Origin of the sequence: Dryocola clanedunensis subsp. sulfonylureivorans (assembly GCF_016756775.1) — a bacterium.
Lineage (GTDB): Bacteria > Pseudomonadota > Gammaproteobacteria > Enterobacterales > Enterobacteriaceae > Dryocola > Dryocola clanedunensis.
Map to the genome: position 1 here is coordinate 50,953 of NZ_JAERMU010000009.1, position 26,397 is coordinate 77,349.

25 protein-coding genes are annotated in these 26,397 nt (G+C 53.5%); 7 read left to right on the forward strand and 18 right to left on the reverse strand.

Annotated elements, in window-relative coordinates; all coding sequences use genetic code 11:
- The 3 genes from HYQ67_RS11035 (at position 1) to HYQ67_RS11045 (ending at position 4,461) form a co-directional block, all read left to right on the forward strand.
- Entirely contained in the window at positions 1–1,095 is a 1,095-nt protein-coding gene (locus tag HYQ67_RS11035) for an ABC transporter ATP-binding protein (protein ID WP_202303745.1), read from the forward strand.
- Between the two features lie 64 nt (positions 1,096–1,159).
- Complete coding sequence (locus HYQ67_RS11040; protein ID WP_202303892.1) at positions 1,160–2,806, forward strand: alpha,alpha-phosphotrehalase; 1,647 nt, start codon at positions 1,160–1,162, stop codon at positions 2,804–2,806.
- Between the two features lie 2 nt (positions 2,807–2,808).
- Complete coding sequence (locus tag HYQ67_RS11045) at positions 2,809–4,461, forward strand: alpha-glucosidase (protein ID WP_202303746.1); 1,653 nt, start codon at positions 2,809–2,811, stop codon at positions 4,459–4,461.
- Positions 4,462–4,524: 63 nt separating this feature from the next.
- On the opposite strand, the gene rna is transcribed toward HYQ67_RS11045, so the two are convergent.
- Positions 4,525–5,331: a ribonuclease I gene (gene rna, locus HYQ67_RS11050; RefSeq protein ID WP_202303747.1), complete on the reverse strand. Its 807-nt coding sequence runs from the start codon at positions 5,329–5,331 to the stop codon at positions 4,525–4,527.
- A 106-nt stretch (positions 5,332–5,437) separates the two neighbouring features.
- Complete coding sequence (gene dcuC, locus HYQ67_RS11055; RefSeq protein WP_202303748.1) at positions 5,438–6,814, reverse strand: anaerobic C4-dicarboxylate transporter DcuC; 1,377 nt, start codon at positions 6,812–6,814, stop codon at positions 5,438–5,440.
- Positions 6,815–7,587: 773 nt separating this feature from the next.
- Here dcuC and pagP point away from each other — a divergent pair.
- Positions 7,588–8,139 (forward strand): lipid IV(A) palmitoyltransferase PagP, encoded by a 552-nt coding sequence (pagP, locus tag HYQ67_RS11060; protein ID WP_202303893.1) that lies wholly within the window; start codon positions 7,588–7,590, stop codon positions 8,137–8,139.
- A gap of 194 nt (positions 8,140–8,333) precedes the next feature.
- Entirely contained in the window at positions 8,334–8,543 is a 210-nt protein-coding gene (cspE, locus tag HYQ67_RS11065; protein ID WP_007373839.1) for a transcription antiterminator/RNA stability regulator CspE, read from the forward strand.
- Between the two features lie 232 nt (positions 8,544–8,775).
- On the opposite strand, the gene crcB is transcribed toward cspE, so the two are convergent.
- A complete protein-coding gene (gene crcB / locus HYQ67_RS11070) occupies positions 8,776–9,159 on the reverse strand; it encodes a fluoride efflux transporter CrcB (RefSeq protein WP_202303749.1) in 384 nt (127 codons plus the stop codon).
- A 103-nt stretch (positions 9,160–9,262) separates the two neighbouring features.
- On the opposite strand from crcB, the gene HYQ67_RS11075 reads away from it, so the two are divergent.
- Both HYQ67_RS11075 and tatE read left to right on the forward strand, forming a co-directional pair.
- Entirely contained in the window at positions 9,263–10,051 is a 789-nt protein-coding gene (locus HYQ67_RS11075) for a deaminated glutathione amidase (protein WP_202303750.1), read from the forward strand.
- A 127-nt stretch (positions 10,052–10,178) separates the two neighbouring features.
- Positions 10,179–10,382, forward strand: coding sequence for a twin-arginine translocase subunit TatE (gene tatE / locus HYQ67_RS11080; protein ID WP_202303751.1), 204 nt, complete (start codon positions 10,179–10,181; stop codon positions 10,380–10,382).
- A gap of 98 nt (positions 10,383–10,480) precedes the next feature.
- Here tatE and lipA read toward each other — a convergent pair whose 3' ends face one another.
- The 15 genes from lipA to leuS all read right to left on the reverse strand — a co-directional run bounded on the left by lipA (position 10,481) and on the right by leuS (position 26,234).
- Complete coding sequence (gene lipA, locus HYQ67_RS11085; RefSeq protein WP_202303752.1) at positions 10,481–11,446, reverse strand: lipoyl synthase; 966 nt, start codon at positions 11,444–11,446, stop codon at positions 10,481–10,483.
- 234 nt (positions 11,447–11,680) lie between these two features.
- Positions 11,681–12,643 (reverse strand): YbeF family transcriptional regulator, encoded by a 963-nt coding sequence (locus HYQ67_RS11090; RefSeq protein WP_202303753.1) that lies wholly within the window; start codon positions 12,641–12,643, stop codon positions 11,681–11,683.
- 310 nt (positions 12,644–12,953) lie between these two features.
- The gene (gene lipB, locus HYQ67_RS11095) at positions 12,954–13,595 is read right to left on the reverse strand and encodes a lipoyl(octanoyl) transferase LipB (protein WP_202303754.1); all 642 of its coding nucleotides are present in this window, start codon (positions 13,593–13,595) and stop codon (positions 12,954–12,956) included.
- Between the two features lie 86 nt (positions 13,596–13,681).
- The gene (ybeD, locus tag HYQ67_RS11100) at positions 13,682–13,945 is read right to left on the reverse strand and encodes a DUF493 family protein YbeD (RefSeq protein ID WP_202303755.1); all 264 of its coding nucleotides are present in this window, start codon (positions 13,943–13,945) and stop codon (positions 13,682–13,684) included.
- Positions 13,946–14,056: 111 nt separating this feature from the next.
- Positions 14,057–15,268: a D-alanyl-D-alanine carboxypeptidase DacA gene (gene dacA, locus HYQ67_RS11105; protein ID WP_202303756.1), complete on the reverse strand. Its 1,212-nt coding sequence runs from the start codon at positions 15,266–15,268 to the stop codon at positions 14,057–14,059.
- A 141-nt stretch (positions 15,269–15,409) separates the two neighbouring features.
- Positions 15,410–16,609 carry an endolytic peptidoglycan transglycosylase RlpA gene (rlpA, locus tag HYQ67_RS11110; RefSeq protein ID WP_202303757.1) on the reverse strand — a complete coding sequence of 400 codons (1,200 nt, stop codon included), beginning with the start codon at positions 16,607–16,609 and terminating at the stop codon, positions 15,410–15,412.
- A gap of 11 nt (positions 16,610–16,620) precedes the next feature.
- The gene (gene mrdB, locus HYQ67_RS11115; RefSeq protein ID WP_202303758.1) at positions 16,621–17,733 is read right to left on the reverse strand and encodes a peptidoglycan glycosyltransferase MrdB; all 1,113 of its coding nucleotides are present in this window, start codon (positions 17,731–17,733) and stop codon (positions 16,621–16,623) included.
- Between the two features lie 2 nt (positions 17,734–17,735).
- Positions 17,736–19,637: a peptidoglycan DD-transpeptidase MrdA gene (gene mrdA, locus HYQ67_RS11120; protein WP_202303759.1), complete on the reverse strand. Its 1,902-nt coding sequence runs from the start codon at positions 19,635–19,637 to the stop codon at positions 17,736–17,738.
- Positions 19,638–19,666: 29 nt separating this feature from the next.
- Positions 19,667–20,137 (reverse strand): 23S rRNA (pseudouridine(1915)-N(3))-methyltransferase RlmH, encoded by a 471-nt coding sequence (rlmH, locus tag HYQ67_RS11125; protein ID WP_202303760.1) that lies wholly within the window; start codon positions 20,135–20,137, stop codon positions 19,667–19,669.
- A gap of 3 nt (positions 20,138–20,140) precedes the next feature.
- Positions 20,141–20,458: a ribosome silencing factor gene (rsfS, locus tag HYQ67_RS11130; protein WP_202303761.1), complete on the reverse strand. Its 318-nt coding sequence runs from the start codon at positions 20,456–20,458 to the stop codon at positions 20,141–20,143.
- Positions 20,459–20,704: 246 nt separating this feature from the next.
- Positions 20,705–21,331, reverse strand: a complete 627-nt coding sequence (locus tag HYQ67_RS11135; protein ID WP_202303762.1) for an adenosylcobalamin/alpha-ribazole phosphatase — start codon at positions 21,329–21,331, stop codon at positions 20,705–20,707.
- Positions 21,328–21,999: a nicotinate-nucleotide adenylyltransferase gene (gene nadD, locus HYQ67_RS11140; RefSeq protein ID WP_202303763.1), complete on the reverse strand. Its 672-nt coding sequence runs from the start codon at positions 21,997–21,999 to the stop codon at positions 21,328–21,330. The genes HYQ67_RS11135 and nadD overlap by 4 nt, the downstream gene beginning before the upstream one ends.
- Positions 21,992–23,023 (reverse strand): DNA polymerase III subunit delta, encoded by a 1,032-nt coding sequence (gene holA / locus HYQ67_RS11145; protein ID WP_202303764.1) that lies wholly within the window; start codon positions 23,021–23,023, stop codon positions 21,992–21,994. The genes nadD and holA overlap by 8 nt, the downstream gene beginning before the upstream one ends.
- Positions 23,020–23,637 carry an LPS assembly lipoprotein LptE gene (lptE, locus tag HYQ67_RS11150; RefSeq protein WP_202303765.1) on the reverse strand — a complete coding sequence of 206 codons (618 nt, stop codon included), beginning with the start codon at positions 23,635–23,637 and terminating at the stop codon, positions 23,020–23,022. The genes holA and lptE overlap by 4 nt, the downstream gene beginning before the upstream one ends.
- A gap of 14 nt (positions 23,638–23,651) precedes the next feature.
- Complete coding sequence (leuS, locus tag HYQ67_RS11155; protein ID WP_202303766.1) at positions 23,652–26,234, reverse strand: leucine--tRNA ligase; 2,583 nt, start codon at positions 26,232–26,234, stop codon at positions 23,652–23,654.
- Between the last annotated feature and the right edge of the window lie 163 nt (positions 26,235–26,397).

The following is a 26,397-nucleotide window of genomic DNA, read 5'->3' on the forward strand; positions in this document are numbered from 1 at the left end:
ATGGCGCAACTTGTACTCGATAAAATCCAGAAACGATATGGCAGCGCATCCGAGGTGATTAAGCCCCTCGACCTTGAGATTAACAGCGGCGAATTTGTGGTGGTGGTTGGCCCGTCCGGCTGCGGGAAATCCACCCTGCTGCGAATGGTGGCGGGGCTGGAAGAGATAAGCGGCGGTGAAATGCGTATCGACGGGGTTTGCGTGAACGACGACTCCCCGTCGGAGCGCGGCATAGGCATGGTATTCCAGTCCTACGCCCTTTATCCGCACATGACGGTCTACCAGAATATGGCCTTCGCGCTGGAGATGGCGAAGGTGCCGGTGAAGGAGATCGACGAGAAGGTGCGTGAGAGCGCAAGGATTTTGCAGCTGGAGAATCTGCTCGATCGCCGCCCGAAAGATCTCTCCGGCGGCCAGCGGCAGCGGGTGGCGATTGGCCGGGCAATCGTGCGCGAGCCGAGCCTGTTCCTGTTCGATGAACCTCTGTCTAACCTCGACGCCTCCCTGCGCGTGCAGATGCGCATGGAGATTGCCGCTCTGCACAAACGCATCAACGCGACTATCCTGTATGTGACCCACGATCAGGTGGAAGCGATGACGCTGGCCGACCGGATTGTGGTGCTCAACCAGGGCCAGATAGAGCAGGTAGGCACGCCGCTTGCGCTGTACGACCGCCCGGCAAACGTCTTTGTGGCGCAGTTTATCGGCTCGCCAAAAATGAACCTTATCCCCGGCGTGCTGACCCTGGGTAACGCCCAGCGCACCGACGTGCTGCTGGAAAACCGCCAGCAAATCACGCTGCCGATCAACGGCGCAGGCGTGCCGGAGGGGCAGGCGGTCAGGCTTGGCATCCGCCCGGAGCATATCCAGATAACGGAGCTGGCGCAGGCGGACATCGAAGGGGAAATTCTGTTCGTGGAGCAGATGGGCAACGAAACGCTGCTCTACGTCAACAGCGGCTACGGTGACGAACCCCTGGTGATGCGCCAGACCACCAGGCTTGCCGTCCAGCCCGACCGGCGCATCGGCCTGCGGCTGCCGCCGGAGAGCTGCTATCTGTTTAACAGCGACGGGCGGGCGTTTGTGAGGATCTGAATGGTGGATGACGCTTCGCTGAAAGTAGGTCGGATAAGCGAAGCGTCATCCGACAAAAAAGGAGATCGCAGTGGAAAAAAAATGGTGGCACAACGCGGTGGTGTACCAGATCTATCCGCGCAGCTTTATGGACAGCAACGGAGACGGCATAGGGGATCTGGCCGGCATCATCAGCAAGCTCGACTACCTGCAGCAGCTTGGCATCAACCTGATCTGGCTTTCGCCGGTCTACCGCTCGCCGATGGACGACAACGGCTACGACATCTCTGACTACGAAGACATTGCCGCCGAATTCGGCACCATGGCGGAGATGGAAAGTCTGATCCAGCAGGCGAAGCAGCGCGATATTCATATCCTGATGGATCTCGTGGTGAACCACACTTCCGATGAACACCCCTGGTTCCTCGAGGCGCTTAAATCCCCGGATAATCCTTATCGTGACTTTTACATCTGGCGCAAACCGGCGGCGGACGGCGGGCCGCCGAACGATTTTCACTCCTACTTCGGCGGCAGCGGCTGGGCGCTGGACGAAGCCAGCGGCGAATATTACCTGCACCAGTTTTCTAAGCGGCAGCCGGATCTCAACTGGGACAATCCGCGCGTGCAGGAAGAGGTTCACGCGATGATGAACCGCTGGCTGGCTAAGGGTATCGGCGGGTTCCGCATGGACGTTATCGATCTGATCGGCAAAGAGGTCGATAAACAGATCATGGCCAACGGTAAAAACCTGCACGCGCTGATCCGCCAGATGAACCGCGCCACCTTCGGCAAAGGCGATTACGTCACGGTAGGGGAAGCCTGGAGCGCCTCGCCGCAGGATGCACTGCTTTACAGCGCTGAAGAGCGCGAAGAGCTGTCGATGGTTTTCCAGTTCGACCACATCAAATCCTTCTGGGATGAGCGGGAAGGCAAGTGGCGCGGCAGGCCGTTTGAGCTGGGGCGCTTCAAGGCGGTTATCGATAAGTGGCAAACGGCCCTTGCCGATAAAGGCTGGAACTCGCTGTTCTGGAGCAATCACGATCTCCCCCGGGCGGTGTCGAAATTTGGCGACGAAGGGGAATACCGCGAAGCTTCCGCCAAAATGCTCGGCACCGCGCTGCACTGCCTGAAGGGCACGCCCTATATCTATCAGGGCGAAGAGATCGGCATGACCAACGTGCGTTTCGCCACCATCGAAGAATATCGCGACATAGAAAGCCTGAATCTTTACCAGGAGCGGCTGGCGGGGGGAATGAGCCATGAGGAAATGATGCGCGGCATTCACGCTAACGGACGTGACAATGCGCGCACTCCGATGCAGTGGGACAGCGGCCCGAACGCGGGGTTTACTACCGGTACGCCGTGGATCGCCGTGAATCCAGATTATCGCGAGATTAACGTAGCCGCCGCGCTTAGCGAGCCGGACTCCATTCTCTGGCATTACCAGAAGCTGGTGGCGCTGCGTAAGCAGCATCCGGTTCTGGTCTACGGCGATTTCCAGCAGCTGTTTTCAGAGCATCGTCAGGTGTTTGCCTGGCTGCGAACACTGGAAGACGAGCGCCTGCTGGTCATCAACAACTTCTCCGCCGATCGCCTGACGCTGGAAATCCCGGAGGCCATGCAGGCCTGGCACGGCGAATGTCTGATTAGCAACTATGCGCCGCGGGATCAGCTGGCGGTGAGTATTGAACTGCAACCTTATGAATCCTTTGCTTTACTACTCGGGAGGTAACGATGGCGAACTGGTGGAAAGAGGCGGTGGCCTACCAGATTTACCCGCGCAGCTTTAAAGACAGCAACGGCGACGGCATTGGCGATCTGAACGGCATCACCGAAAAACTCGACTACCTGAAGGATCTGGGCATCGATCTGATCTGGATCTGCCCGATGTATAAATCCCCCAACGATGACAACGGGTACGACATCAGTGACTACCAGCAGATCATGGCTGAATTTGGCACAATGGCCGATTTTGACCGCCTGCTGGCCGAAGTTCACGCCCGCGATATGCGGCTGATTATCGATCTGGTGGTCAACCATACCTCTGACGAACATCCCTGGTTCCTGGAATCCCGCTCGTCGCGCGATAACCCGAAGCGCGACTGGTATATCTGGCGCGACGGCAAAAGCGAGATGGAGCCGAATAACTGGGAGGGGATTTTCAAAGGTTCAACCTGGGAGTTCGACCCGAAAACCGAACAGTATTTTCTGCATCTCTTTACCCGCCGCCAGCCGGATCTGAACTGGGAAAACAAAGAGATGCGCACCGCGGTTTACGACATGATGCGCTGGTGGCTGGATAAGGGCATCGACGGTTTCCGCATCGACGCCATCGCACACCTGAAAAAAGAGCCGCAGTTCGCCGACGTGCCTAACCCGGACGGGCTGCGCTATGCTCCATCGATGCAAAGCCATCTGAATTACGACGGGCTGCTCGACTACGTGGACGACATGAGCCGCAGCGTGCTTTCGCACTATGACATTGTCACCGTTGGCGAAATGAACGGCCTGTATGCCGATCGCGCCGAGGAGTGGGTGGGCGAGCACCGTAACCGGCTGAGCATGGTCTTCCAGTTTGAACATGTGCGGCTGTGGGAGCCGGAAGAGGGGCTGCGCCCGGAGCCGGGCGTGCTGAAAAAGATTTTTACCGCCTGGCAGGAGGCGCTGGAAGGCAAGGGCTGGAACGCGCTGTACGTTGAAAACCACGACCTGACGCGCATTACCTCGCGCTGGGGCGACACCGAGCACCACTGGCGGGAAAGCGCCACCTGCATTGCCGCGCTCTACTTCCTGATGCAGGGCACGCCCTTTATCTATCAGGGTCAGGAGATCGGCATGACCAACACCCGCTTCGGCGGAATAGAAGATTTTGATGACGTGTCAGCGAAAAATATGTGGCGGGAGCTTGCGGCGCAGGGGCGAAGCGAAGAAGAGATTATCGCCTTCCTGACTAACACCGGGCGCGATAACTCCCGCACGCCAATGCAGTGGAGCAGCTGGCCGAACGCAGGCTTCAGCGACGGCGAACCGTGGTTCCCGGTCAACGCAAACTACGAGATGATTAACGTGGCCAGCCAGCAGCAGGATCCCGACTCGGTGCTGAACTTCTACCGGGCGCTGATCCAGCTGCGCAGGCAGGAGCGGGCGCTGATTTACGGACGCTACGTCCTGGAACTGGCGGAACATTCGCAAATCTATGCTTATCGCCGCGTGCTGGCGGGGGAGCAGTTCCTGGTGCTGTGCAACATGTCGTCGAAGTCGGCGCGCTGGCCGGAGGAAGAGCTGCCGCTAAACGAGGCGCGCTGCCTGCTGGGGAACTATCCGCAGCCAGACGAGGCTTACCGGCTGCACCCCTGGGAGGCGAGGGTTTATAAGTACGGTGGCTGATGAAGGCTGGATTGGGCAAGGCGGATACGCATCAGCGCCATCCGCCAATAAAAATTTGCGCCGTTAATAACCCACGGCGTCCAGGCGGAACTGCTTCGCGCAGCTGCCCGGATTTTTTTGTGGGCTGAAAGAGCGGCTGCCCAGCGGGTCGTTAATGGTTTTTGCCCCGAGCGAAATTTGCATCTCCGTCAGGTAAGCCGGATTACCGTTACAGGTGAGCTTCACGGCTTTTACCGCATCGCTGCCCCAGCTGTTCTCCAGCGCATTATTGAAGGCTTTGCGGGTCACCACTTTGCCGTAGTTCTGCGCCAGAAACGCCCCAAACTTGCTCTCTTTAAACTCGGTATTCAGACGGACCATGGTGCCAAAATAGGCGTTGGGATCGAAGCCAAAGCAGGCGCCGTGTTTGGCGTACTCATAACGTTCCAGACAAGACTGACCGCCAGCGCCAGGCATGACGCCGGACAGCTTTGATGCCATTTCTACCGACATGCCAGTTTCCGGCGCGCTGCATTTTTTAGAACCGCGCGCTTCCGGCATATTGGGCACCGGGCGGGTCGCGCAGCCATAACGCATCCAGCGTCGGGCATCCACCCCGCGAGAGGCAACGGATTTTGGCAATCCAGCCCACAGGCCATGTACCGTCAGAAAGGCGCGTTTATCAGCCTCTTCATGTTGGGTTTTGCACTCATCTGGCTCGTGGCGGTTGCGCTCATGCATGTTCTGACAAAAACCGGTTTGCCAGGAAAGCGCCAGCACATAGGTGTCAAAGTCACCGTACTGGGTTGGCTGTAACGGGTCCGCCTGGGCAAACAAGCTGGTGGTAAGCGTAGTGGTCAGGAGCAGGGCGTTGCGCCACGTCGATTTCATGCGGTCTCTCGTTCCGTTCGGTAAAAAGTTCCAGTAAGTGAACTATTTAAGCATAAAAAAAGCGCCGTAGAGCGGCGCTCAGTATTAAAAATAAACTTCCTTTATCTTAAGGCACCAGGGCTGCGGACGGCACCAGAATCTCTGTCGCGATAATAACGACCAGCAGGCCAACGGCAATGGGCACGGAGGTGCGTTTTACCACTTCGAACGGCGAAATTTTTGCCATACCTGCCACGGCGACCACAACGCCGGATACCGGAGAAATGGTGCGACCCAGATTGGAGGCCTGAAGCATAGGTATCGCCAGGTAAGCCGGGTTGATGCCCGAAGAGTGTGCGAGCTTAGGGATCATCTCCACAAAGGCGTAGAACGGTGCGTTACCGGAACCGGTGGTCATCGCCGCCAGCATGGTGAGCACAACAAGAACCAGCATCAGAATGATACTTGCAGACCCAAACGAGGTTGCAAGCGTAATCAGACTCTGGATAAAGCCGATGGTGCTAAGCCCCTGGGCAAAGACACCGGCCGCAACCAGCAGCATAACCACGTTGGCAAAAGCATCAGCCATGCCGCGGTAGCAGACTTCCAGACCGGAAAAGACATGCTGTGCACTGAAGCTACGGCAGAATTCAATGATTGCGGCTATCAGGATACAAATCACCAGAATAGCGATGATATGGAGCTGCGGGCCCCATTTGCCGTCAAAAATCAGTACGCCGATTATGGGCGTAAAGGGCAGGATGGCATAGAAAGAGGGGGCGGTCGTCTGGATTTCACTGACGTCGAGCATCTCGTGGCTGATGTTCTCTTTTTTATCCAGATAGCGCTGCCAGAAGAAGTGTGCAATCGCCATCGCGATAATCGCCGCCACGGAAATCGGTACCGTGGTTTTAAAAGCGAAATCGACCAGCGACATTTCTGCCGCTTTCGCCGCCAGCACCACGTCACCGGACGTTGGCGAAAGGATAATGGCCGCTGGGGAGGCGCAGATAGCCGCTGCCGCGCCACGGCTGATCCCGACGTTGACCATGACCGGGAACAACGTTGCCATCAGCAGCACGCCCAGACCGGTTGCGGAGGAAACCGCGAGGGACATCAGGCAGGCCACAAAATAGGCAGCAATCATCAGAATATAAGGGGAGTTGATAAACTTCAGTGGCTTAGAGGCGAGTTTAACCACCATGTCATTCGCGCCGATATGTGTCATATAGGCGGCAAAACCACACAGCATCATAATCATCATGCCAAGATCGCCGCCGCGGCTCATCAGCAGGATTTTGACGTATTCGACGATATCCGTTGCGTTATAACCGGTGCTCTCTGCGCTGGCCGGTAAAACCTTGTGGCCCATCAATGCGCTAACTATCAGTAGCAATAAGCCGCCGACGAAAAGTACCCCGGTCGCAGAGTAGCCTTTGATGATGTAGCGGGCCACACCCACAATCACCACAATCCCAATCAGTAGTTCCAGAAAAGTAAGCATAATCTCCCCCGTTGCGCTGAGCGATGCCCCATCGCAACCGCATGCCTGAAAAATAAACAATAGTGACCTTTGCAGCCTTCTGCAAAGCGGTAGAAATGTGCCTGAGTGAACAATACGTTTTTCTGATAGGGGTCAATTTTCACTGACTCTCCCTGTCAGAGGTGGCGCTTTTGCGGGCAACCCGGCAATTATGACATTTAATGATTGATTGTAGTTATTTATTACAGGCCAAAATTATCGCTATTTCTGCGTAAAGAGCTGTCTATGTTGCGTTGATGTTGATTTTTTGTTTGTCATCTTCGTTGGGCTCAACGACTTAACCAAATGACAGGTTAGAAATAAAATGCATGCCAATACAATCAGGGGCTATTTCTTTAGCCGTAATCTTAATTACACCAATGGGCGCGAGAATACTTGTTTTTTATTATTATACGGTAAGGTGACCATTATTATTTACCACCAGGTTTACGCGTCTTATCAATTAATAGTTAGCAACTTAAGCGTCTTGGGATCGGAACTAGCTACGCTGCTGTAAGTCACAGGAACTACGCCGGTAGAGCTTCTGCCAGTCACCCGTGGAATCGCTAATAATAGAAATAGATAAGTAGGAATTATCGTATATCAATGGATAAGAGAAGACGCTTCCTTACAGGGTGAAGCATTAACTTTAAGACTTTGCCATAAACTTGTTAAGGTTTCATTAAGTTAAAATTTGCTAAGCTTTATCGCTTATTTTGACGTGGTATAAAACTGTGAATCTGACAAGAAAGTTAATTATTTTAATAGGATTATTATTCTCGGTGGCTACAGCGCCTTATAGCTCTGCGGCAGAGCAGGGATTTTTTAGCAAGAACTGGCAAATTTTTTCTGACAACGTGTCGCAAACCTGGAACGCACCCGAGCATTATGACCTGTATGTCCCGGCGATCACCTGGCATGCCCGTTTTGCGTACGATAAAGAAAAGACCGATCTCTATAATGAGCGGCCCTGGGGCGCAGGCTTCGGACAGTCTCGCTGGGATGATCAAGGCAACTGGCATGGAATCTATCTGATGGCCTTTAAAGACTCTTACAACAAGTGGGAGCCGATTGGCGGCTACGGCTGGGAGAAAACATGGCGTCCCCTGGCTGACGAGCGTTTCCACCTTGGGCTGGGTTATACCGTCGGGGCCACAGCACGCGATAACTGGAACTATATTCCTGTGCCGGTCCTTCTGCCGCTGGCCTCGATAGGCTATGGTCCGGCGACCTTCCAGATGACCTACATTCCCGGCACCTATAACAATGGCAATGTGTATTTCGCGTGGCTGCGCTTCCAGTTTTAAGGGGAAGCAAACGGGGGAGAAGAGACGGAAATTTCTCCTACTCCGAAATGGGTACAGAGGGGTGTTTAACAGAAGGGAAAAATCGCGACTTTTGTCACTTTTTCACGTTTCTGGACTGGACAAAATGCACCACAATTGGTGTACTGATTGGCGACACAGCATTTGTGTCTATTTTTCATGTAAAGGTAATTTTGATGTCTAAGATTAAAGGTAACGTTAAGTGGTTTAATGAGTCCAAAGGCTTTGGTTTCATTACTCCGGAAGATGGCAGCAAAGATGTGTTCGTACACTTCTCTGCAATCCAGAGCAATGGTTTCAAAACCCTGGCTGAAGGCCAGCGCGTTGAGTTCGAAATCACTAACGGTGCCAAAGGCCCTTCTGCTGCAAACGTAATGCCTGTCTAAGGCGCTACAGGCAGAATATAAAAACCCGCTAAGGCGGGTTTTTTTTCGGCCATTTTCCGGGTTAACGCTTATGCAAATAAGTACAGCTTAAGAAAACAGAGCACCGCCAGCGCGCTAACCAGCAACGCTGCTGTACCAAAAATCTGTTCTTTCATCGCCATATCCGTACCCTCATAGTTGTTTTTACGGATACTGGCAGACAAAGATTAAGCGAACATTAACGTACCTGCTGTTAGTGGCTGGTCGCTAATGAAACTAACCAGAATGCGATCGCGGTCATCATAAAGGAACCTAACATGTTCACCAGAACGTTAAGTCCCGCCCAGGCCAGGCGTCCATCCTGAAGCAGGTAAACAACCTCGGCAGAGAAAGTCGAAAACGTGGTCAATCCGCCGCAGAACCCGGTGGTGATCAGTAGCTTCCAGACGGGATCAAGGTGGATCAGACGGCTAAACGTTGCAAGACCCAGGCCAATAATAAAAGCACCGATAAGGTTAGCAGTCAGCGTACCGATGGGGATGGCGCTGTGTACGGGGTTAAGTTTCAGGCTCAGGAACCAGCGCAGCACGCTGCCAGTACCACCACCGATAAATACGGCTAAAAGTATTTGAAGCACGGCTCTTCTCGCTTTTCATTCTTCGTGCCGGGAGTGTAGCGCTCGCCCAACTTGTTTTACAGCCTGTATACTGAAATTCATCATCGGGCAAAAGGGCGTAGAAATGAAAGTTGCGGTTGGACAGTTTGCTGTAGGTAAGGTCTGGCAGGAGAATGCGCAAACTTGCACAGGGCTTATGGCACAGGCAGCCTCGGCCGGAGCGGCAATGCTGGTGTTACCCGAAGCGCTGCTGGCACGTGACGATAACGATCCTGATTTGTCGGTAAAGTCAGCACAGGCGGCAAACGGCGGATTCCTCAACTTGCTGCTGGAAGAGAGCCGCAAGAGCACGCTGACAACCATTCTGACGCTTCACGTGCGTACCACTGCGGGCAGAGCGGCTAATACGCTCTTTGCCCTGCGCGGTGGCGAAGTGATTGCCCGCTACCAAAAGATCCATCTGTATGACGCGTTTAATGTGCAGGAGTCGCGGCTGGTCGATGCCGGCAAACAGGTCGCACCGTTAATTGAGGTGGCAGGCATGAAAGTTGGCCTGCTGACCTGTTACGATCTTCGCTTTCCTGAGATGGCGTTAAGTCTGGCTCTGACCGGGGCTGAGGTGCTCGTGCTTCCCGCGGCATGGCTTCGGGGCGCACATAAAGAGTTACATTGGTCCACGTTATTGATCGCGCGCGCACTTGATACAACCTGTTATGTGGTAGCATCCGGCGAGTGTGGCAACAGAAATATTGGTCAAAGTAAGGTTATCGATCCTCTGGGAGTGACGATTGCCGGTGCAGCAGAGGCACCTGCGCTTTTCTTTGCTGAGCTGGAGAGTCAGCGAATAACCGATGTACGCGCCATGCTGCCGGTACTACAAAATCGGCGTTTCAGCGGTCCGGTGCTGGAGTGATGGTTTTTTAATCGGTTCTTGATTCACCTTGTTACAGATTGCTATTGTGTTGCGTAAGCTTTTGACCGTTAATTAGCTCAGATTATTTTTCGCCGTCTCCGCGGCAAATTGACTTAAGAAGGTAGGTATGGGAGAGATTAGCATTACTAAGCTGCTGGTTATCGGCGCACTGATTGTATTGTTATTTGGCACCAAGAAGTTACGTTCGCTGGGAGGCGATTTGGGTACGGCAATCAAAGGCTTTAAAAAGGCCATGAATGACGATGACACCTCGGCAAAGCCTGCTTCAGGCAGCGAAGCGCCTGCGGAACGTATCTCGCATAAAGACTGATTTCGGGACAACTCTTTTGTCTCAGGAATAAAAAAACCGGCACTCAGTGGCCGGTTTTTTATTGCTCCAGTGAGCATGTGTAATTATTTGTTACCCGTTTACTTCACTTCCATACCTTTTGCCTGCAGGTCAGCATGGTAGGAAGAGCGGACAAACGGGCCACAGGCGGCATGGGTGAAGCCCATTGCCAGCGCCTCTGCTTTCATCTCTTCGAATTCATCCGGGCTGACATAACGCTGAACTGGCAGGTGGTGACGGCTTGGCTGTAGATACTGGCCCAGCGTCAACATGGTCACACCGTGACGACGAAGATCGCGCATTACTTCAACGATTTCTTCGTTGGTTTCACCCAGGCCAACCATCAGTCCCGACTTGGTCGGAATATCCGGATGGGCTTCTTTAAAGCGCTCGAGCAGCTTCAGCGACCAGTTGTAATCTGCACCAGGGCGAACTTTGCGATAAATGCGCGGCACGTTTTCCAGGTTGTGGTTAAAGACGTCCGGAGGAGTGGCGGTGAGGATCTCTAAGGCACGATCCATACGTCCACGGAAATCAGGAACCAGCGTTTCGATTTTAATGGTTGGGTTCTTTTCACGAATAGCTGCAATACAGTCCGCAAAGTGCTGGGCACCTCCGTCGCGCAGATCGTCACGGTCAACCGAGGTGATGACGACATAACGCAGTGCCATATCGGCAATGGTCTGTGCCAGTTTAACCGGCTCGTTAGCATCAGGTGCTACCGGGCGGCCGTGGGCAACATCGCAGAATGGGCAGCGGCGGGTACAAATTGCGCCCAGGATCATAAAGGTTGCCGTACCGTGGTTGAAGCATTCGGCCAGGTTTGGACATGACGCTTCTTCGCAGACGGAGTGCAAACCATTTTTACGCATGGCGGCTTTGATACCCTGGATACGGGTAGAGTCAGAAGGAAGTTTGATTTTCATCCATTCTGGCTTTCTTAACAGCTCCTGGCGCTCTGTCACCACGTTTTTGACCGGGATCAGAGCCATTTTGTCGGCGTCGCGGTACTTAACGCCGCGCTCCATTACGATGGGTTTACTCATATCGTGCGTATTCCAGTTGCGGATAACGAAGTCAGGCTGATGGAATTCAAGTTAGTGTTAGATTTATCAACTATTTTTGAATTTTCGCTGCGAAGTATAACATTACTCCCGGGGAGAGATCAGCCACACTGTGCAGGAAACGGGGAAAGAATTGTAAATGAGTTGTTGTTTTCTGTTCTGGTACGGTTAAAGAGCAGAAACCAGCCCCTTGCTGGGTTAGCAAGAGGCTCAATATTAGCTTGTCTGAAACTCGCTGCGCACGGCATCTATCACTTCCTGTAACACGATATCGCGCATGCTGAGCTTATTGAAATGCAGGTTGTAGTCGATGCTTGCTGTCGTGAAGATCGTGCTTTGTATCTCACGCAGTCCGAAGGTCGCACTGAACATCTCAAACAGCCTGTAGGGCATAAAACCAATCAAGTCGCTGCTGCCAAGCACCGAGGCGACGGTCACGAAGTTGTAGCTGCCAAAAGTGATTTGCCGCTGCGGGAAAAGTTCGCTGATCAACTGACGGATATCGCGCAGCAGGTCATCTTGCAGGATCAGGAACGTGTGTTCTGCCGCGCGCATATCTTCCAGCGTCTGATGCGACTGAAGTACTGGATGATCTTTACGGCAAACAGCAATGATTCTGTCTTCAAAGAGTTTCTGCGTGGCGATGCTGCGCCCGGAATGGTGGTTGACGTCAATCAGCATGTCCGTCTGGAATTGAGCAAGCTGCGATTCACCATCGACAATTGGAATATTTCGGATGAGCAGCCTGGAATTTACGCGTTGAATAACAGAATATATTTTCGGTATCAGCAGTGCGCCCACGGTGGGTTGAGTAGCAATAGTTATCGTGCGCTGCTTTCCAAAAGAATTATTAATATCCAGCGCGCTTAGAATCGACTCTAACCCCTGGCTAATATATTCATGCAAATGTGCCGCATACGCCGTGGGAGCAACCCCTTGCCCTTTACGAATAAAGAGTGGGTCCGGGAAAATAAGGCGCAGTTTCTGAATGGATTGACTGATGGCTGAAGGGGTTAGATTCAGCACTTTCGCGGCGTTTACAATGCCTTTATGCACATAAACAGCTTCAAATATCGTCAATAAGTTGAGATCTACATTACGTAATGTTTTAAAAACTGGATGATTATTCTTATCGTCTCGGTCCATGACTTTATTCTCTGATGTTGGGGGGATACCCATGCTCAGCCTCCAGAAACATTCACTTGATGAATGCCATCTCCCGCTTGAAGTCGTTAATATTCCGCCCCAAGTGTAGCAACTCAGCACCAGCGAGGTGCGGTAATGACAAAATGAAATAGGTCTATTAACGGACCGAGGAGTCCTGGGCAGGAGCCTGCGCTCTTTTTAGTAGCGCAGCTGAACTAATCATTAAGCAGTAGATGATAATTATCTGGGGAGGAAAATGGAATGCGCAAAATCCTAAAAAAAAGAGGAATAATCCTGAAAAGTATCTTATTTTTGTAAAGATCCCCGTATTCACGGGGCTTATCTAATTAGAAATATATTCAACGGCGGGATAATTCAGCAGGGCAATTAACTGGCTGACAAGGCGCGGTTGAATATCCTTAAGTGAAATCTCCTCGCGCAGATTTTTTACCTGCGTCATCTCCAGTCCCGCATATCCACAGGGATTTATACGTAAAAATGGGCTGAGATCCATATCAATATTTAAGGCGAGGCCATGGAAAGAACACCCTTTACGAATGCGCAAACCAAGAGAACAAATCTTCTTCCCCTCAACATATACGCCCGGGGCGTCGGCGCGTGGATAAGCTTCGATGCCAATGTCTGCCAGGGTATTGACCACGGTTTGCTCAAGGACGGTGACTAATTCACGGACCCCCAGCTTTCTGCGGCGCAAATTCAGTAACACGTACATCACCTGCTGGCCTGGCCCATGATAGGTTACCTGGCCACCACGATCGCTTTGGATAACAGGGATGTCACCCGGGACCAGCACGTGCTCGGCTTTTCCAGCCTGGCCCTGGGTAAATACGGGGTCATGCTCTACGAGCCAGATTTCATCAGGTGTGGTTTCATCGCGCGTGTCGGTGAAGGTATGCATTGCCTGTGAGACAGGCTCGTAAGGTTGACGGCCAAGCTGGCGAATCAGAATGGTATCTTGAGACAAAGTGCTGTCTCCAGCTGGAGGTGAAAGAGAAGAGGGGAGTATATCATAGAGGAAAAAATTTACCCGGCCGGGGCCGGGTAGAGGCGTTACAGCACCATACGAACGATTTCGATATTACCCAGTTCTTCGTAAAGGGTTTCAACCTGTTCGATATGGGTCGCGGTGATGGTGATGGAAACAGAGTGATAGTTTCCTTTGCTGCTTGGTTTAACCTGAGGCGTGTAGTCACCAGGGGCGTGGCGCTGCACCACCTCAACGACCTGATCAACCAGCTCCGGCTTCGCCAGTCCCATCACTTTATAAGTAAAAGGAGTCGGGAATTCGAGCAGTTCTTTAAGGTTGGTTTTCATGGTAGCTCCAGCGTTACGGCGTTAAAAAAATAAACTCCCGCAGCAAGGTGCGGGAGTTGCAGTGATGAACAGTATATGGGGACGTTCGTCACACTTTCAAGCGTTCAATTATTAACCGAACCAGTGGTGGAACATCAGTTTGATGTAGTCGATGATTCGGCTAAAGAAATTCCCTTCCGGCATCTCTTGCAGAACCACTAACGGGCGCTGTTCGATCGTTTTGCCATCCAGCTGGAAGTTGATGGTGCCGACAACCTGATTTTTCTGCAGCGGGGCATGCAGCTCAGGCGTGTTCAGCACGTAGCTGGCTTTCAGGTCTTTCATACGGCCACGTGGAATGGTGAGGTAAACATCTTTGTCTACGCCCAGCGATACGCGGTCATTGTCACCAAACCAGGCTGGCTCGGAAGCAAACTCTTTACCTGATTTCAGTGGCGAGACTGTTTCAAAGAAGCGGAAGCCCCAGGTCAGGAGTTTTTTACTTTCGGTTTCACGGCCTTTATAGGTATGACCGCCCATCACCGCCGAGATCAGACGCATCTGGCCTTCGGTGGCGGATGCGACCAGGTTGTAGCCTGCTGCATCAGTGTGACCGGTTTTGATACCGTCAACGTTCAGGCTCTTATCCCACAGCAGACCGTTACGGTTCATCTGGCGGATATTATTGAAGGTAAACTCTTTTTCCTGGTAAATCTTATATTCGTTTGGCACATCGCGGATCAGGGCCTGACCGATCAGGGCCATATCACGCGCTGAGCTGTACTGCCCGTCTGCATCCAGGCCGTGTACGGTCTGGAAGTGGGTGTTTTTCAGACCCAGAGCGGAAACATAGCTGTTCATCAGGCCAACAAAGGCATCCTGGCTACCGGCGACGAAGTCCGCCATTGCCACACAGGCATCGTTACCTGACTGCAGGTTGATCCCGCGAATCAGCTGGGAGACGGGAACCTGCATACCAGGCTTCAGGAACATCAGGGAGGAGCCCTTAAAGACCGGGTTGCCGGTGGCCCACGCATCGTTGCCAACGGTAACGACGGCGTTCTCATCAAACTTGCCGGCCTTCATGGCCTGGCCGATGACGTAGCTGGTCATCATTTTGGTGAGGCTTGCCGGATCGCGACGAGCATCAGCGTTGGATTCAGCCAGCACTTTTCCTGAGTTGTAGTCGATCAGGATGTACGCTTCCGCATCAATCTGCGGGACGCCTGGGATCATCGTTTTAATATTCAGGTCGTCAGCATGAGCGGAAGCCAGAGCCGTAAGGGCGAAGGCCGTGGAGAGCGCCAGGCGCTTAACAAAACGTACAGGTAGGGCTGTATTCATGATAAGAACAACGACATCCATGATGGAGTTAAAAAGTGCCTAACTATAGCAAAAGCGTTTTTTACTGACATCCGTCTTTGCGCATGATTTGTTAATGGTGCTTACACAAATTTACGTTTGAAGGATGCCAGTCAAATTACCTTACATAGCAGGTGCGTTTGTAATAAATGACTGTTGCTGGGCCTCGCTCATTAGGCGCTGTTGCAAAGCAGCGGCTTCGCCGCGGCTACCAAATGGCCCCAGCTGTACACGATATACGGCACCATTGCTGGAAACCGCACCCGGCACGCTAAATTGTTCGCTAAGCTTCTGCTGCCACTGCGCTGCGCGCGCTTTATCGCTGACCGCACCAACCTGCACCACATAACGACCGGTGGTTGCCGTTGCGGCAGGGGCTGCTGCTTGTGTACTGCCTTGCACAGAACCCGGGGCGGTAACAGGCGCGCTCTGTGTGCCTGTCGCAACTGGCGCTGCGGCGACAGGTGCTTGAGTGGCTGCCGTAGCGGCTTCTGGTGCCGTCGTAGCCGTTGCCGCTGGCTCGTTGGTTGCCGCTGGCTCAGTGGTTGCTGCTGCAACAGCTGTACCTGCTGCAACGGGGGCTGCGGCAGCAGTCAGTCCACCACTGTTAACCGGAGCAGCGGTTGTCTGCGCAGGCTGTAAAGTCGAGTTGCTAATCGCCCGGACATCGCCCTGGGCTGTTCCCGTTGGTGCTGGAGACGCGCTGCCGAGGCCCGTGGATAAGTCCGGACGAGCCGGCAGCGCATAGGTTTGTTTCGCTATGGTCGTACAGGCCGTACCGGGGCCGGACATCGTACCGTCTTGTGACACGATGATAGGGTCGATACGAACTTTGGTATTGTTTGAGGTATTCAGACGATCTGCCGAAGCGCGGGAAAGTGAAATCACCCGGTCGTTGCCGTATGGGCCACGATCGTTGATACGCACGACGATCATACGGCCATTGGCGAGGTTAGTGATACGCGCATAGCTTGGAATAGGGAGCGTTGGATGCGCCGCCGTTAGCGCCATTGCATCAAACGGTTCTCCTGAGGCGGTCAGGTTGCTGCCCGGCTCGGCATCATAAATAGCGGCAAGACCAGCCTGACTAAAATTAGCCGGATTCTGTACGATTTTGTAGCTTTTGCCGTTATTTTCATAATCCTGATTCACCGCAGGGTTAGGGACTTCATAGCGAGGCTCCGCCCCGCTGATTTCCACGACCGGGCCATTACAGACCGCTGGCTGCGGCTGCTGGGGGGCCTGCTGTTGCTCGTCATCGCTTGACGAACAGCCAGCCAGAATGGCGGCTGCTACGAAAATCCCTGGCCAATACTTAACCATTGCGCACCTCGTTACACACTTTTCGACAACATCTTCCTGTGGGTATGGATCGACATTACGATACCAAACCCGGCCATCAGTACGATCAGGGCCGAGCCCCCGTAACTCACCAGCGGTAACGGCACGCCGACCACAGGTAAGATACCACTAACCATGCCAATATTAACAAATACATATACGAATAAAATTAGCATAAGACCGCCGGCCATCACTCGGCCGAATGTTGTCTGCGCCCTGGCGGCAATATATAACCCACGCATGATAAGCAGCAGGTAGAGCGCCAGCAGGACAAGGACACCGACAAGCCCAAGTTCCTCAGCCAGTACCGCAAAAATAAAATCGGTATGGCGTTCAGGAAGAAACTCCAGCTGTGATTGCGTTCCGTGCAGCCATCCTTTTCCGCGCAGGCCACCGGAGCCAATAGCAATTTTAGACTGGATGATGTGGTAACCCGCACCCAGAGGATCGGTTTCCGGGTCGAGTAGCATCATGACACGGTCTCGCTGGTAGTCGTGCATCAGGAAGAACCAGAGAATAGGGATGAAGGCGGCAACCAACAGCACAGCAACGCCAATCAAACGCCAGCTCATTCCTGCCAGGAAGAGGACAAACAGACCGGATGCAGCAACCAGGATGGACGTCCCCAGGTCAGGCTGAGCCGCAACCAGTAAGGTAGGCATGAAGATGAGTATCAGCGCGATACCTGTGTTTTTCAGCGTTGGCGGGCAGACGTCACGGTTAATAAAGCGGGCGACCATCAACGGTACAGCAATTTTAGCGATTTCAGAAGGCTGGAAACGTACGATGCCGAGGTCGAGCCAGCGCTGTGCCCCTTTAGAGATGGCACCAAAAGCATCCACCGCAATCAGTAAAATAATACAGATGATGTACAGATAGGGCGCCCAGCCTTCGTAAACGCGAGGGGGGATTTGCGCCATGACTATCATGACCACCAGACCCATCATGATCTGGCCGATTTTACGCTCCATCATCCCCATGTCCTGGCCGCTGGCGCTCCAGACAACCAGCGCGCTGAATACCAGTAAGGCAAGCACGGTGACCAGGAAGAACGGATCGATATGGATTTTATCCCAAATCGATTTCTTGTTCGGATTATCAGTCATGATTATTGATCCTCAGTGCCGGGCGCAGCAGGCGCCTCAGCCGGCAACTTCGTATTGTTATCCCCTAACATCAGGTGGTCGAGGATTTGACGCATGATTGTCCCGACTGCCGGGCCGACGCCGCCGTTTTCCAGAATAATGGTCACGGCGTACTGCGGTTTGTCGTACGGGGCGAATGCGGTCATCAGTTTGTGGTCGCGCAGACGCTCGGCAATTCTGTGCGCGTTATACGTTTCGTTGGCTTTCAGACCATAAACCTGCGCGGTACCAGATTTGGCTGCGGCTTTGTATGGCGCGCTGGCGAAATATTTATGCGCCGTACCGTTAGGACGATTAGCAACGCCGTACATCCCGTCTTTGGCTATCTCCCAGAAGCCGGAGTGGATATCACCCACAGGTGCTTCAACCGGCTGTTTCCATGGCACCTGCTTGCCATTTTCCATGGTGCTCATCAGCAGGTGAGGGACGCGGACAATACCGTCGTTAATCAGGATCATCATCGCCTTACTCATCTGAATAGGCGTGGCGGTCCAGTAGCCCTGGCCGATACCGACCGGAATGGTGTCGCCCTGATACCATGGCTTTTTAAAGCGCTTGAGCTTCCAGTCGCGGGTTGGCATGTTGCCCGAGCGCTCTTCGGAGAGGTCAATGCCTGTGTAATGACCGTAGCCGAACTTATTCATCCATTCGCCGATGCGGTCGATGCCCATGTCATAGGCAACCTGGTAGAAGAAGGTATCTGCAGATTCTTCAAGGGCTTTGGTGACGTTCAGCCGGCCGTGGCCCCATCGTTTCCAGTCACGATAGCGCTTTTCTGAGCCTGGGAGCTGCCACCAGCCAGGGTCAAAGAGGGAGGTGTTACGGGTGATTACGCCCGCGCTGAGCGCTGAAACAGCCATATACGGTTTGACCGTTGAGGCTGGCGGATAAATACCCTGGGTGGCGCGGTTTATCAGCGGCGTGTTCGGGTCGTTCAGCAGGCCTGAGTAATCTTTCGTGGAGATGCCGTCCACGAACAGGTTTGGATTGTAGCTGGGCATTGAAACCAACGCCAAAATGCCACCGGAGCGTGGGTCGGTAACCACCACGGCCGCGCGGCTGCCGGCGAGCAGCGTCTCAATATAATTCTGTAGTTCAAGATCGATGGTCAGATGGATATCGTGCCCCGCCTGCGGTGATACCTCTTTTAACTGACGAATAACGCGGCCGCGGTTGTTTACCTCAACCTCTTCATAGCCAGTCTGGCCGTGAAGTACCTCTTCATAATAGCGCTCAATACCCAGCTTTCCGATATCGTGCGTGGCCGCGTAGTTAGCGAGCTTGCCGTCTTTATCCAGGCGTTCTACGTCTTTGTCATTGATTTTGGATACGTAGCCAATCACGTGGGTCAGGGCTGAACCATAAGGATAATAGCGGCGTTTGTAGCCCTTAACCTCGACGCCTGCAAAGCGATACTGGTTAACGGCAAAGCGTGCGACCTGAACTTCCGTGAGGTTGGTTTTGACCGGTATAGAGGTAAAACGGTGCGAGCGCGCGCGCTCTTTTTTGAAGTTGGCTATGTCTTCATCGGTGAGGTCGACGACAGGGCGCAGGGCATCAAGGGTTGCCTGCACGTTATCGACCTTTTCCGGCATCATTTCTATCTGATAGATCGTGCGGTTGAGCGCAAGCGGCGTGCCGTTGCGATCGTAGATAATCCCACGGCTTGGCGGGATCGGTACCAGCTTGATGCGGTTTTCGTTTGAACGAGTCTGGTAGTCGGTAAAACGGACGATTTGCAGATTATAAAGATTGGCGATAAGCACGCCGGTCAACAGCAGGATGCCGAAGAAAGCGACCAGCGCCCGGCGCACAAAGAGCGCAGACTCTGCCGTATAGTCGCGAAAAGAGTTCTGTAGTTTCATCCGCAGGTTTGTTCTACCAAAGTCGTTGTTTACTCACGGTGATAGGGGTGATTGGTGGTAATGCTCCATGCACGATAGAGACTTTCGGCTACCAGCACCCGTACCAGAGGATGGGGAAGGGTCAGAGTAGAAAGCGACCAGCTCTGTTCTGCGGCTGCCTTACATGCAGGCGCCAGGCCCTCCGGGCCACCGATTAACAAGCTGACATCACGGCCATCTTGCTTCCAGCGTTCAAGCTGGGTGGCGAGATGCGGGGTATCCCACGGCTGACCGGGGATATCCAGCGTGACGATGCGGTTGCCTTTACCCGCAGCGGCCAACATCATTTCACCCTCTTTTTCGAGAATGCGTTTGATATCGGCATTTTTGCTGCGTTTTCCCGCCGGGATCTCAACGAGTTCAAACGGCATATCTTTAGGAAAACGACGCAGGTACTCGGTAAAACCGGTTTGTACCCAGTCCGGCATTTTGGTTCCGACCGCCACCAGTTGAAGCTTCACGCATTAACCCCAGAGTTTTTCCAGTTCGTACAGCTGGCGGCTCTCTTCCTGCATGACGTGGACGATCACTTCGCCCAAATCAACGACGATCCAGTCTGTGGCAGTAATTCCCTTCACGCTCAGCGCGTCGATCCCTTCTTTACGAGAGGATTCAACAACGTGCTCAGCAATAGACATGACGTGGCGATTCGAAGTACCGGTGCAAACGATCATGCAATCGGTGATGCTTGATTTGCCCTGTACATCAATCTTAATGATGTCCTGGCCTTTAAGGTCGTCGATCTTGTCGACGATGAAATCCTGGAGTGCTTTACCCTGCAAGTGTTCCCCCTGGGAGAATTAAAGTGTTCGATGTCGCCCGTAACTGAATGCCATTATACCTGTCAGGCGTGTCGTTAGTTTCCGAAAAATGGCTGCGGGGCGCTCAAGGTGGGCTATCATCCCACCGAGTGACCTGTTTTGCATCGCCATTTTTGTAAAACTATTTTTGGTAAGTCATGCATACGGGCAGGAAATTATGGCAGCGGAGCATAACAGCCTGAGGGGCAGAGTCAATGGCTGGTCGCTTTAACTCTCGTGGTGGGGTGTCAACGCCTGGTATTCTGCTCGATTGTTTAAAGTTCGCAGGGTGGCAAAGCCTTCATGAATATCAATGGCACTCCATGCACCTTGCTCAATTAAAAAATGCCAGAGTGATGCCGCCGGCATGTTTAGCATCGAGGCAATCAACAGGCTCAGCACGCCCTGATGACTGACAATCAGGATATTTTCTTCACCACCAGTCTGTTTTATTGATTCGCTAAACGAAGCGACCCGCTGCGCAAAAAGCTGGAAACCTTCGCCGTTGCCCGGAATGACGTTCTGCCAGTCCTGACACCAGGCCGCGTAGTTTTCCGCGTCGGCAAGCTTAAGTTCACTATGATGGCGCATTTCCCAGTCGCCAAAGTTCATCTCATTGAGGCGCGGCTCGATAGCGACGGGGATATCTCGCTGTTGCAAAATCAGCTTTGTCGTGTGCTTTGCCCGGCCAAGCTCACTGCAAAGGACTCTGTCCAGGGGGACCGACGCAAGCATTTTACCGACGGCCTGAGCCTGGATGATGCCCGTCCCGGTCAGTTCAGTTTCCGAAGCTCCGCTATACAATCCTGCCAGGTTGGCATGAGTTTGCCCGTGGCGAACCAGCCACAATGTCATTTTGCCTCCGGTACGCTGCGGTAGAGATGATGCAGATGAATAAACTCAAGCACCGGGGCAGGCACCAGATCGTCACACGGCAAATTATTTTCAAGCCGCTGACGAATGACGGTGGCGGAAATATCATACGGTGGCGTTTGCGCCAGGAAAACTTTCCCGCCGGGCGCGGAGTGCAGATCGTTAACGTGTGACGTCAGGTGGCTGTCCAGCCAGCGTTGCTGGTCGGCATTGTCCATCGCGATAGCATAGCCGGGGCGTTGACAAACCAGCAGGTGGCATAACCCTGTAAGGGCTTCCCAGCGATGCCAGTGGTGCAGGCTCAACAGCGAGTCCTGGCCAATAACAAACGCCAGCGGCTGCTCCGGGCCATGCTCAGCTCGTATCTGTTCAAGCGTTTCGACAGTGTAAGAGGGGGTTGATCGCTGTAGCTCACGGGCGTCGAGCCTGAACAGTGGGTTTCCTGCGATTGCCAGCTCCACCATCTCTTTACGCTGTTGGCTGCTTGCCTCAGGCTGGGGGCGATGTGGGGGGACATTGTTTGGCATAATCGTCACCTGGTGAAGTGCAGCCAGCTTTGCCAGAGCTTCAACGGATTTCAGGTGACCGTAATGAATGGGATCAAAGGTTCCGCCATAGATAGCGCATAGCGGAAGACGCTGTTTAGCCATGGATAAAGATATCCGGCAGGGCTTTATGGCACAGCAGTAAGGAAAGTTCCTCCAGCTCAGCCCAGACGGATTGTCCGTAATCTTGCTTTAGCGTCAGTTCAATCTTACTCAGCAGACGCACAGCCTGGTACAGCTGCGCCTCAGTCAGTCGGTTCAATGCTTCGGTGACCAGCGCCCGTCGGTTCTGCCAGACTCGTTGTTGATCAAAAAGCGTGCGCAGAGGCGTGGTTGCCGACAGGCGTTTGAGATTCACCAGCTGCATCAGCTCGCGCTGGATGGTGCGCAGTAAAATTACCGGCTCGCTTGCTTCAAGACGAAGCTGCTGAAGGATGTGGATAGCGCGCTTGCTCTTACCCCCCAGCACGGCATCCACCCAGTGGAACGGAGTGAAATGAGCGGCATCACTGACCGCCTGCTCAACCCTTGGCAGCGTAAGTTTTCCATCCGGCCAGATGAGTGATAACCGTTCCAGCGCCTGAGAAAGTGCCAGCAGATTACCTTCATAACAGTAACAAAGCAGCTGGTTGGCGGCATCATCAAGAGAGAGGTTGAGCTGTTTGGCCCGCTGAGCAACCCAGCGCGGTAGCTGCGCATGTTCGGGCGTCTGACAGGTGACTACCACGCTTTTGTCTGCAAGCCGGGAATACCAGGCCGCATTTTCCTGTGCTTTTGTGAGTTTATTCCCACGAACCAGCAGGAGAAGATCGTCATGCAGCAAACCGATCAGCGTTTCGAGCTGAGCGTTAATTGCCGCATTGGGGCCATTATCGGGAAGCTGAAGCAGGAGGGTCTGGCGGGTAGCAAAAAGGCTCAATGCCTGACAGACAGAGAAAACTGCCTGCCAGTCAGTACTGGCATCGATTTGCACCGTGTGATGCTCTTCAAAGCCGTGGGTAATCGCAGTCTGTCGGATGGCGTCCTGGCTCTCCTGCAACAGCAACGGATCGTTACCGAGCAGCAGATACGCCGCGCGCAGCCCTTCATCGAGCTGCGCGCGGAGTTGTTCCGGGTACAAACGGATCATTGGCTACTGGTTGTTGCTGGCAACGTTGTGGTCACACGACCAGAAGTTGCATCAGCAGCAGGCGTATTGCTCGTCGCCGCTTCTTCTGCCTCTTTGGTCTCTGCAACGTCAGCCGTATGGACAGCCAGCAGTTTCCGAATCAGCTGTTGTGCTGATGTGGTGTACATCTCCTTGACTAACACATCTCTCTCTGCATCTTTTGCCAGAGCGGTCAATGGGTTATCAAAGAACGATTTATACACTTTCGTGCTGATCGGATAAATATCGTGGTTTGGGATCAGAACCTGAGCCCTGACGATCATCACCATTTGATATTCCGCAGTACGGCCATCCTGGAAGATGGACACGGTATCCTGGCCGAGCGAACTTCCCAGTATGCGCAGAGACGGAATATCTTTGCGTACACCAGTGCCGGTGTCTTCCACAATCGTTACGCCGTTCAGACGCAGCTGAGAGCGAACTTCACGTGTTAATGGACCGTTTGGATCGCTGGAGTTCAGGATCAAAGTTTTCATTTCATTGGGTACCTGCGTGTTGCCACGCAGGTGAAAACCACACCCGGCGGTGACCAGCACCGCCAAAGTAACTAACAAGGTGACAAAGGGATTTCGCACGGTTCCTCCTGCGCTTAGCCCACTACCAGGTTGAGCAGCTTACCCGGAACGTAAATCACTTTACGCACGGTGACGCCTTCAAGATATTTCGCGACCAGATGTTCCTGACCTGCACGTTCACGGACCTGTTCTTCTGTGGCATCCGCCGGAACGGTGATTTTGCCACGAACTTTGCCGTTAACCTGTACGACAACCAGCAGGGAGTCTTCCACCATTGCTTTTTCGTCAGCCTGTGGCCACGGCGCGTTGTCAATTTCACCTTCACCGCCCAGCGACTGCCACATATCGAAGCAAACGTGTGGGGTGAACGGATAAAGCATACGCACCACGGCGAGCAGAGCTTCGCCCAGCAATGCACGGTCCTGCTCGCTTTCCTGCGGCGCTCTCGCCAGCTTGTTCATCAGTTCCATAATCGCGGCAATAGCCGTGTTGAAGGTCTGACGACGGCCGATATCATCGGTCACTTTGGCGATAGTTTTATGAACGTCGCGGCGCAGGGCTTTTTGATCTTCGTTTAATGCAGCAACATCCAGCGCTGGCGTTTCGCCACGGCTGGTGTGCTCGTATACCAGTTTCCAGACGCGTTTCAGGAAGCGGTTGGCCCCTTCAACGCCGGACTCTTGCCATTCGAGCGTCATATCTGCCGGTGCCGCAAACATCATAAACAGACGAACGGTATCCGCGCCGTAACGCTCAACCATCACCTGCGGGTCGATGCCGTTGTTCTTCGACTTCGACATTTTGCTCATGCCAGCATAGACCAGTTCATTGCCCTGTGCGTCAGAGGCTTTGATGATGCGGCCTTTCTCATCGCGCTCAACGACAGCGTCGGTCGGGGAAACCCAGTTGCGCTCGCCGTTTACGCCGGTGTAGTAGAAGGCATCTGCCAGCACCATACCCTGACAAAGCAGCTGCTTAGCCGGTTCGTTGGAGGTCACCATGCCCGCATCGCGCATCAGCTTGTGGAAGAAGCGGAAGTAGAGCAGGTGCATGATAGCGTGTTCGATGCCGCCAATGTAGATATCAACCGGCAGCCAGTAGTTGGCCGCTTTGGAGTCCAGCATGCCTTTGTCGTACTGCGGGCTGGTGTAGCGCGCGTAGTACCAGGAAGACTCCATAAAGGTGTCGAAGGTGTCGGTTTCACGCAGCGCAGGCTTGCCGTCAACGGTGGTTTTTGCCCACTCAGGATCGGCTTTGATTGGGCTGGTGATGCCGTCCATCACGACGTCTTCGGGCAGGATAACCGGCAGCTGGTCTTCCGGGGTTGGCATAACGGTGCCGTCTTCCAGGGTCACCATTGGAATCGGTGCGCCCCAGTAGCGCTGGCGAGAGACACCCCAGTCACGCAGACGGTAGTTAACTTTACGAACGCCTACGCCTTTTTCGGCCAGTTTATCCGCGATGGCGTTAAAGCCATTCTGGAAGTCCAGTCCGTCGAACTCACCTGAGTTAAACAGGGTGCCTTTTTCGGTCATGGCTTGTGCAGACAAGTCTGGCTCGCTGCCGTCGGCATTCAGGATAACCGGTTTGATTTGCAGGTTGTACTTGGTCGCAAATTCCCAGTCGCGCTGGTCATGGCCTGGTACTGCCATCACAGCACCTGTGCCATATTCCATCAGGACGAAGTTCGCAACCCAGACAGGAACGGTTTCGCCGGTAAGCGGGTGAATGGCGTTAATACCCGTCGCCACACCTTTTTTCTCCATGGTCGCCATTTCTGCTTCGGCAACTTTGGTGTTACGGCACTCCTCGATAAAGTCAGAGAGCGCTGGGTTGTTGACCGCCGCCTGCTGTGCCAGCGGGTGACCCGCCGCCACCGCCAGATAGGTCACACCCATGAAGGTGTCCGGGCGGGTGGTATAGACCGTCAGTTTTTCTGCGCTGTTTTCAACGCCGAAGGTAATTTCCACGCCTTCAGAACGGCCAATCCAGTTACGCTGCATGGTCTTAACCTGATCTGGCCACTGATCCAGCGTATCCAGATCGCTAAGCAGTTCATCTGCGTAAGCGGTGATTTTGATGAACCACTGCGGGATCTCTTTGCGCTCAACTTTGGTGTCGCAGCGCCAGCAGCAGCCGTCGATAACCTGTTCGTTGGCCAGCACGGTCTGATCGTTCGGGCACCAGTTAACGGCGGAGGTTTTTTTATAAACCAGCCCTTTGTTGTACAGCTGAGTGAAGAACTGCTGTTCCCAGCGGTAATATTCCGGGGTACAGGTTGCCAGCTCGCGGCTCCAGTCATAGCCAAAGCCCAGCGTTTTCAGCTGGTTCTTCATATAATTGATGTTGTCATATGTCCACGGCGCGGGCGCGGTATTGTTTTTTACCGCTGCACCTTCCGCAGGCAGGCCGAACGCATCCCAGCCGATTGGCTGCATAACGTTTTTGCCCAGCATACGCTGGTAACGTGCGATAACGTCGCCAATGGTGTAGTTGCGGACGTGGCCCATATGTAGTCGGCCAGAAGGATAGGGGAGCATGGACAGGCAGTAGTATTTCTCTTTGCCTTCGTCTTCGGTGACCTCAAAGGTACGCTTCTCTTGCCAGTGTTGCTGGACGTTGGATTCTATCTCTTCCGGGCGGTATTGCTCTTGCATGGTAGCCAGTGGTCCTGTAATGAAAGACAGCTACAAGTTGTAGCCTGTAACGTATTAGGTTTCAGATCCGCATAGCATAGCTGATAAGGCAGCGGCAAAACAGCCTTTCGACACCCCGGCAGACCATTTCTCCTTTGCAGTTTTTTACCTTGCGTGTGGGCAA

What these genes read in the sequence shown, in the direction of transcription:
- HYQ67_RS11075 (WP_202303750.1), top strand. Translation starts at nt 9,263, where the DNA reads ATGAAAGTTGCGGTTGGACAGTTTGCTGTAGGTAAGGTCTGGCAGGAG.
- rna (WP_202303747.1), bottom strand. Translation starts at nt 5,331, where the DNA reads ATGAAATCGACGTGGCGCAACGCCCTGCTCCTGACCACTACGCTTACC.
- HYQ67_RS11090 (WP_202303753.1), bottom strand. Translation starts at nt 12,643, where the DNA reads ATGGGTATCCCCCCAACATCAGAGAATAAAGTCATGGACCGAGACGAT.
- holA (WP_202303764.1), bottom strand. Translation starts at nt 23,023, where the DNA reads ATGATCCGTTTGTACCCGGAACAACTCCGCGCGCAGCTCGATGAAGGG.
- nadD (WP_202303763.1), bottom strand. Translation starts at nt 21,999, where the DNA reads ATGGCTAAACAGCGTCTTCCGCTATGCGCTATCTATGGCGGAACCTTT.
- rlpA (WP_202303757.1), bottom strand. Translation starts at nt 16,609, where the DNA reads ATGGTTAAGTATTGGCCAGGGATTTTCGTAGCAGCCGCCATTCTGGCT.
- dcuC (WP_202303748.1), bottom strand. Translation starts at nt 6,814, where the DNA reads ATGCTTACTTTTCTGGAACTACTGATTGGGATTGTGGTGATTGTGGGT.
- tatE (WP_202303751.1), top strand. Translation starts at nt 10,179, where the DNA reads ATGGGAGAGATTAGCATTACTAAGCTGCTGGTTATCGGCGCACTGATT.
- HYQ67_RS11035 (WP_202303745.1), top strand. Translation starts at nt 1, where the DNA reads ATGGCGCAACTTGTACTCGATAAAATCCAGAAACGATATGGCAGCGCA.
- mrdB (WP_202303758.1), bottom strand. Translation starts at nt 17,733, where the DNA reads ATGACTGATAATCCGAACAAGAAATCGATTTGGGATAAAATCCATATC.
- ybeD (WP_202303755.1), bottom strand. Translation starts at nt 13,945, where the DNA reads ATGAAAACCAACCTTAAAGAACTGCTCGAATTCCCGACTCCTTTTACT.
- HYQ67_RS11135 (WP_202303762.1), bottom strand. Translation starts at nt 21,331, where the DNA reads ATGACATTGTGGCTGGTTCGCCACGGGCAAACTCATGCCAACCTGGCA.
- mrdA (WP_202303759.1), bottom strand. Translation starts at nt 19,637, where the DNA reads ATGAAACTACAGAACTCTTTTCGCGACTATACGGCAGAGTCTGCGCTC.
- HYQ67_RS11045 (WP_202303746.1), top strand. Translation starts at nt 2,809, where the DNA reads ATGGCGAACTGGTGGAAAGAGGCGGTGGCCTACCAGATTTACCCGCGC.
- cspE (WP_007373839.1), top strand. Translation starts at nt 8,334, where the DNA reads ATGTCTAAGATTAAAGGTAACGTTAAGTGGTTTAATGAGTCCAAAGGC.
- lipA (WP_202303752.1), bottom strand. Translation starts at nt 11,446, where the DNA reads ATGAGTAAACCCATCGTAATGGAGCGCGGCGTTAAGTACCGCGACGCC.
- dacA (WP_202303756.1), bottom strand. Translation starts at nt 15,268, where the DNA reads ATGAATACAGCCCTACCTGTACGTTTTGTTAAGCGCCTGGCGCTCTCC.
- leuS (WP_202303766.1), bottom strand. Translation starts at nt 26,234, where the DNA reads ATGCAAGAGCAATACCGCCCGGAAGAGATAGAATCCAACGTCCAGCAA.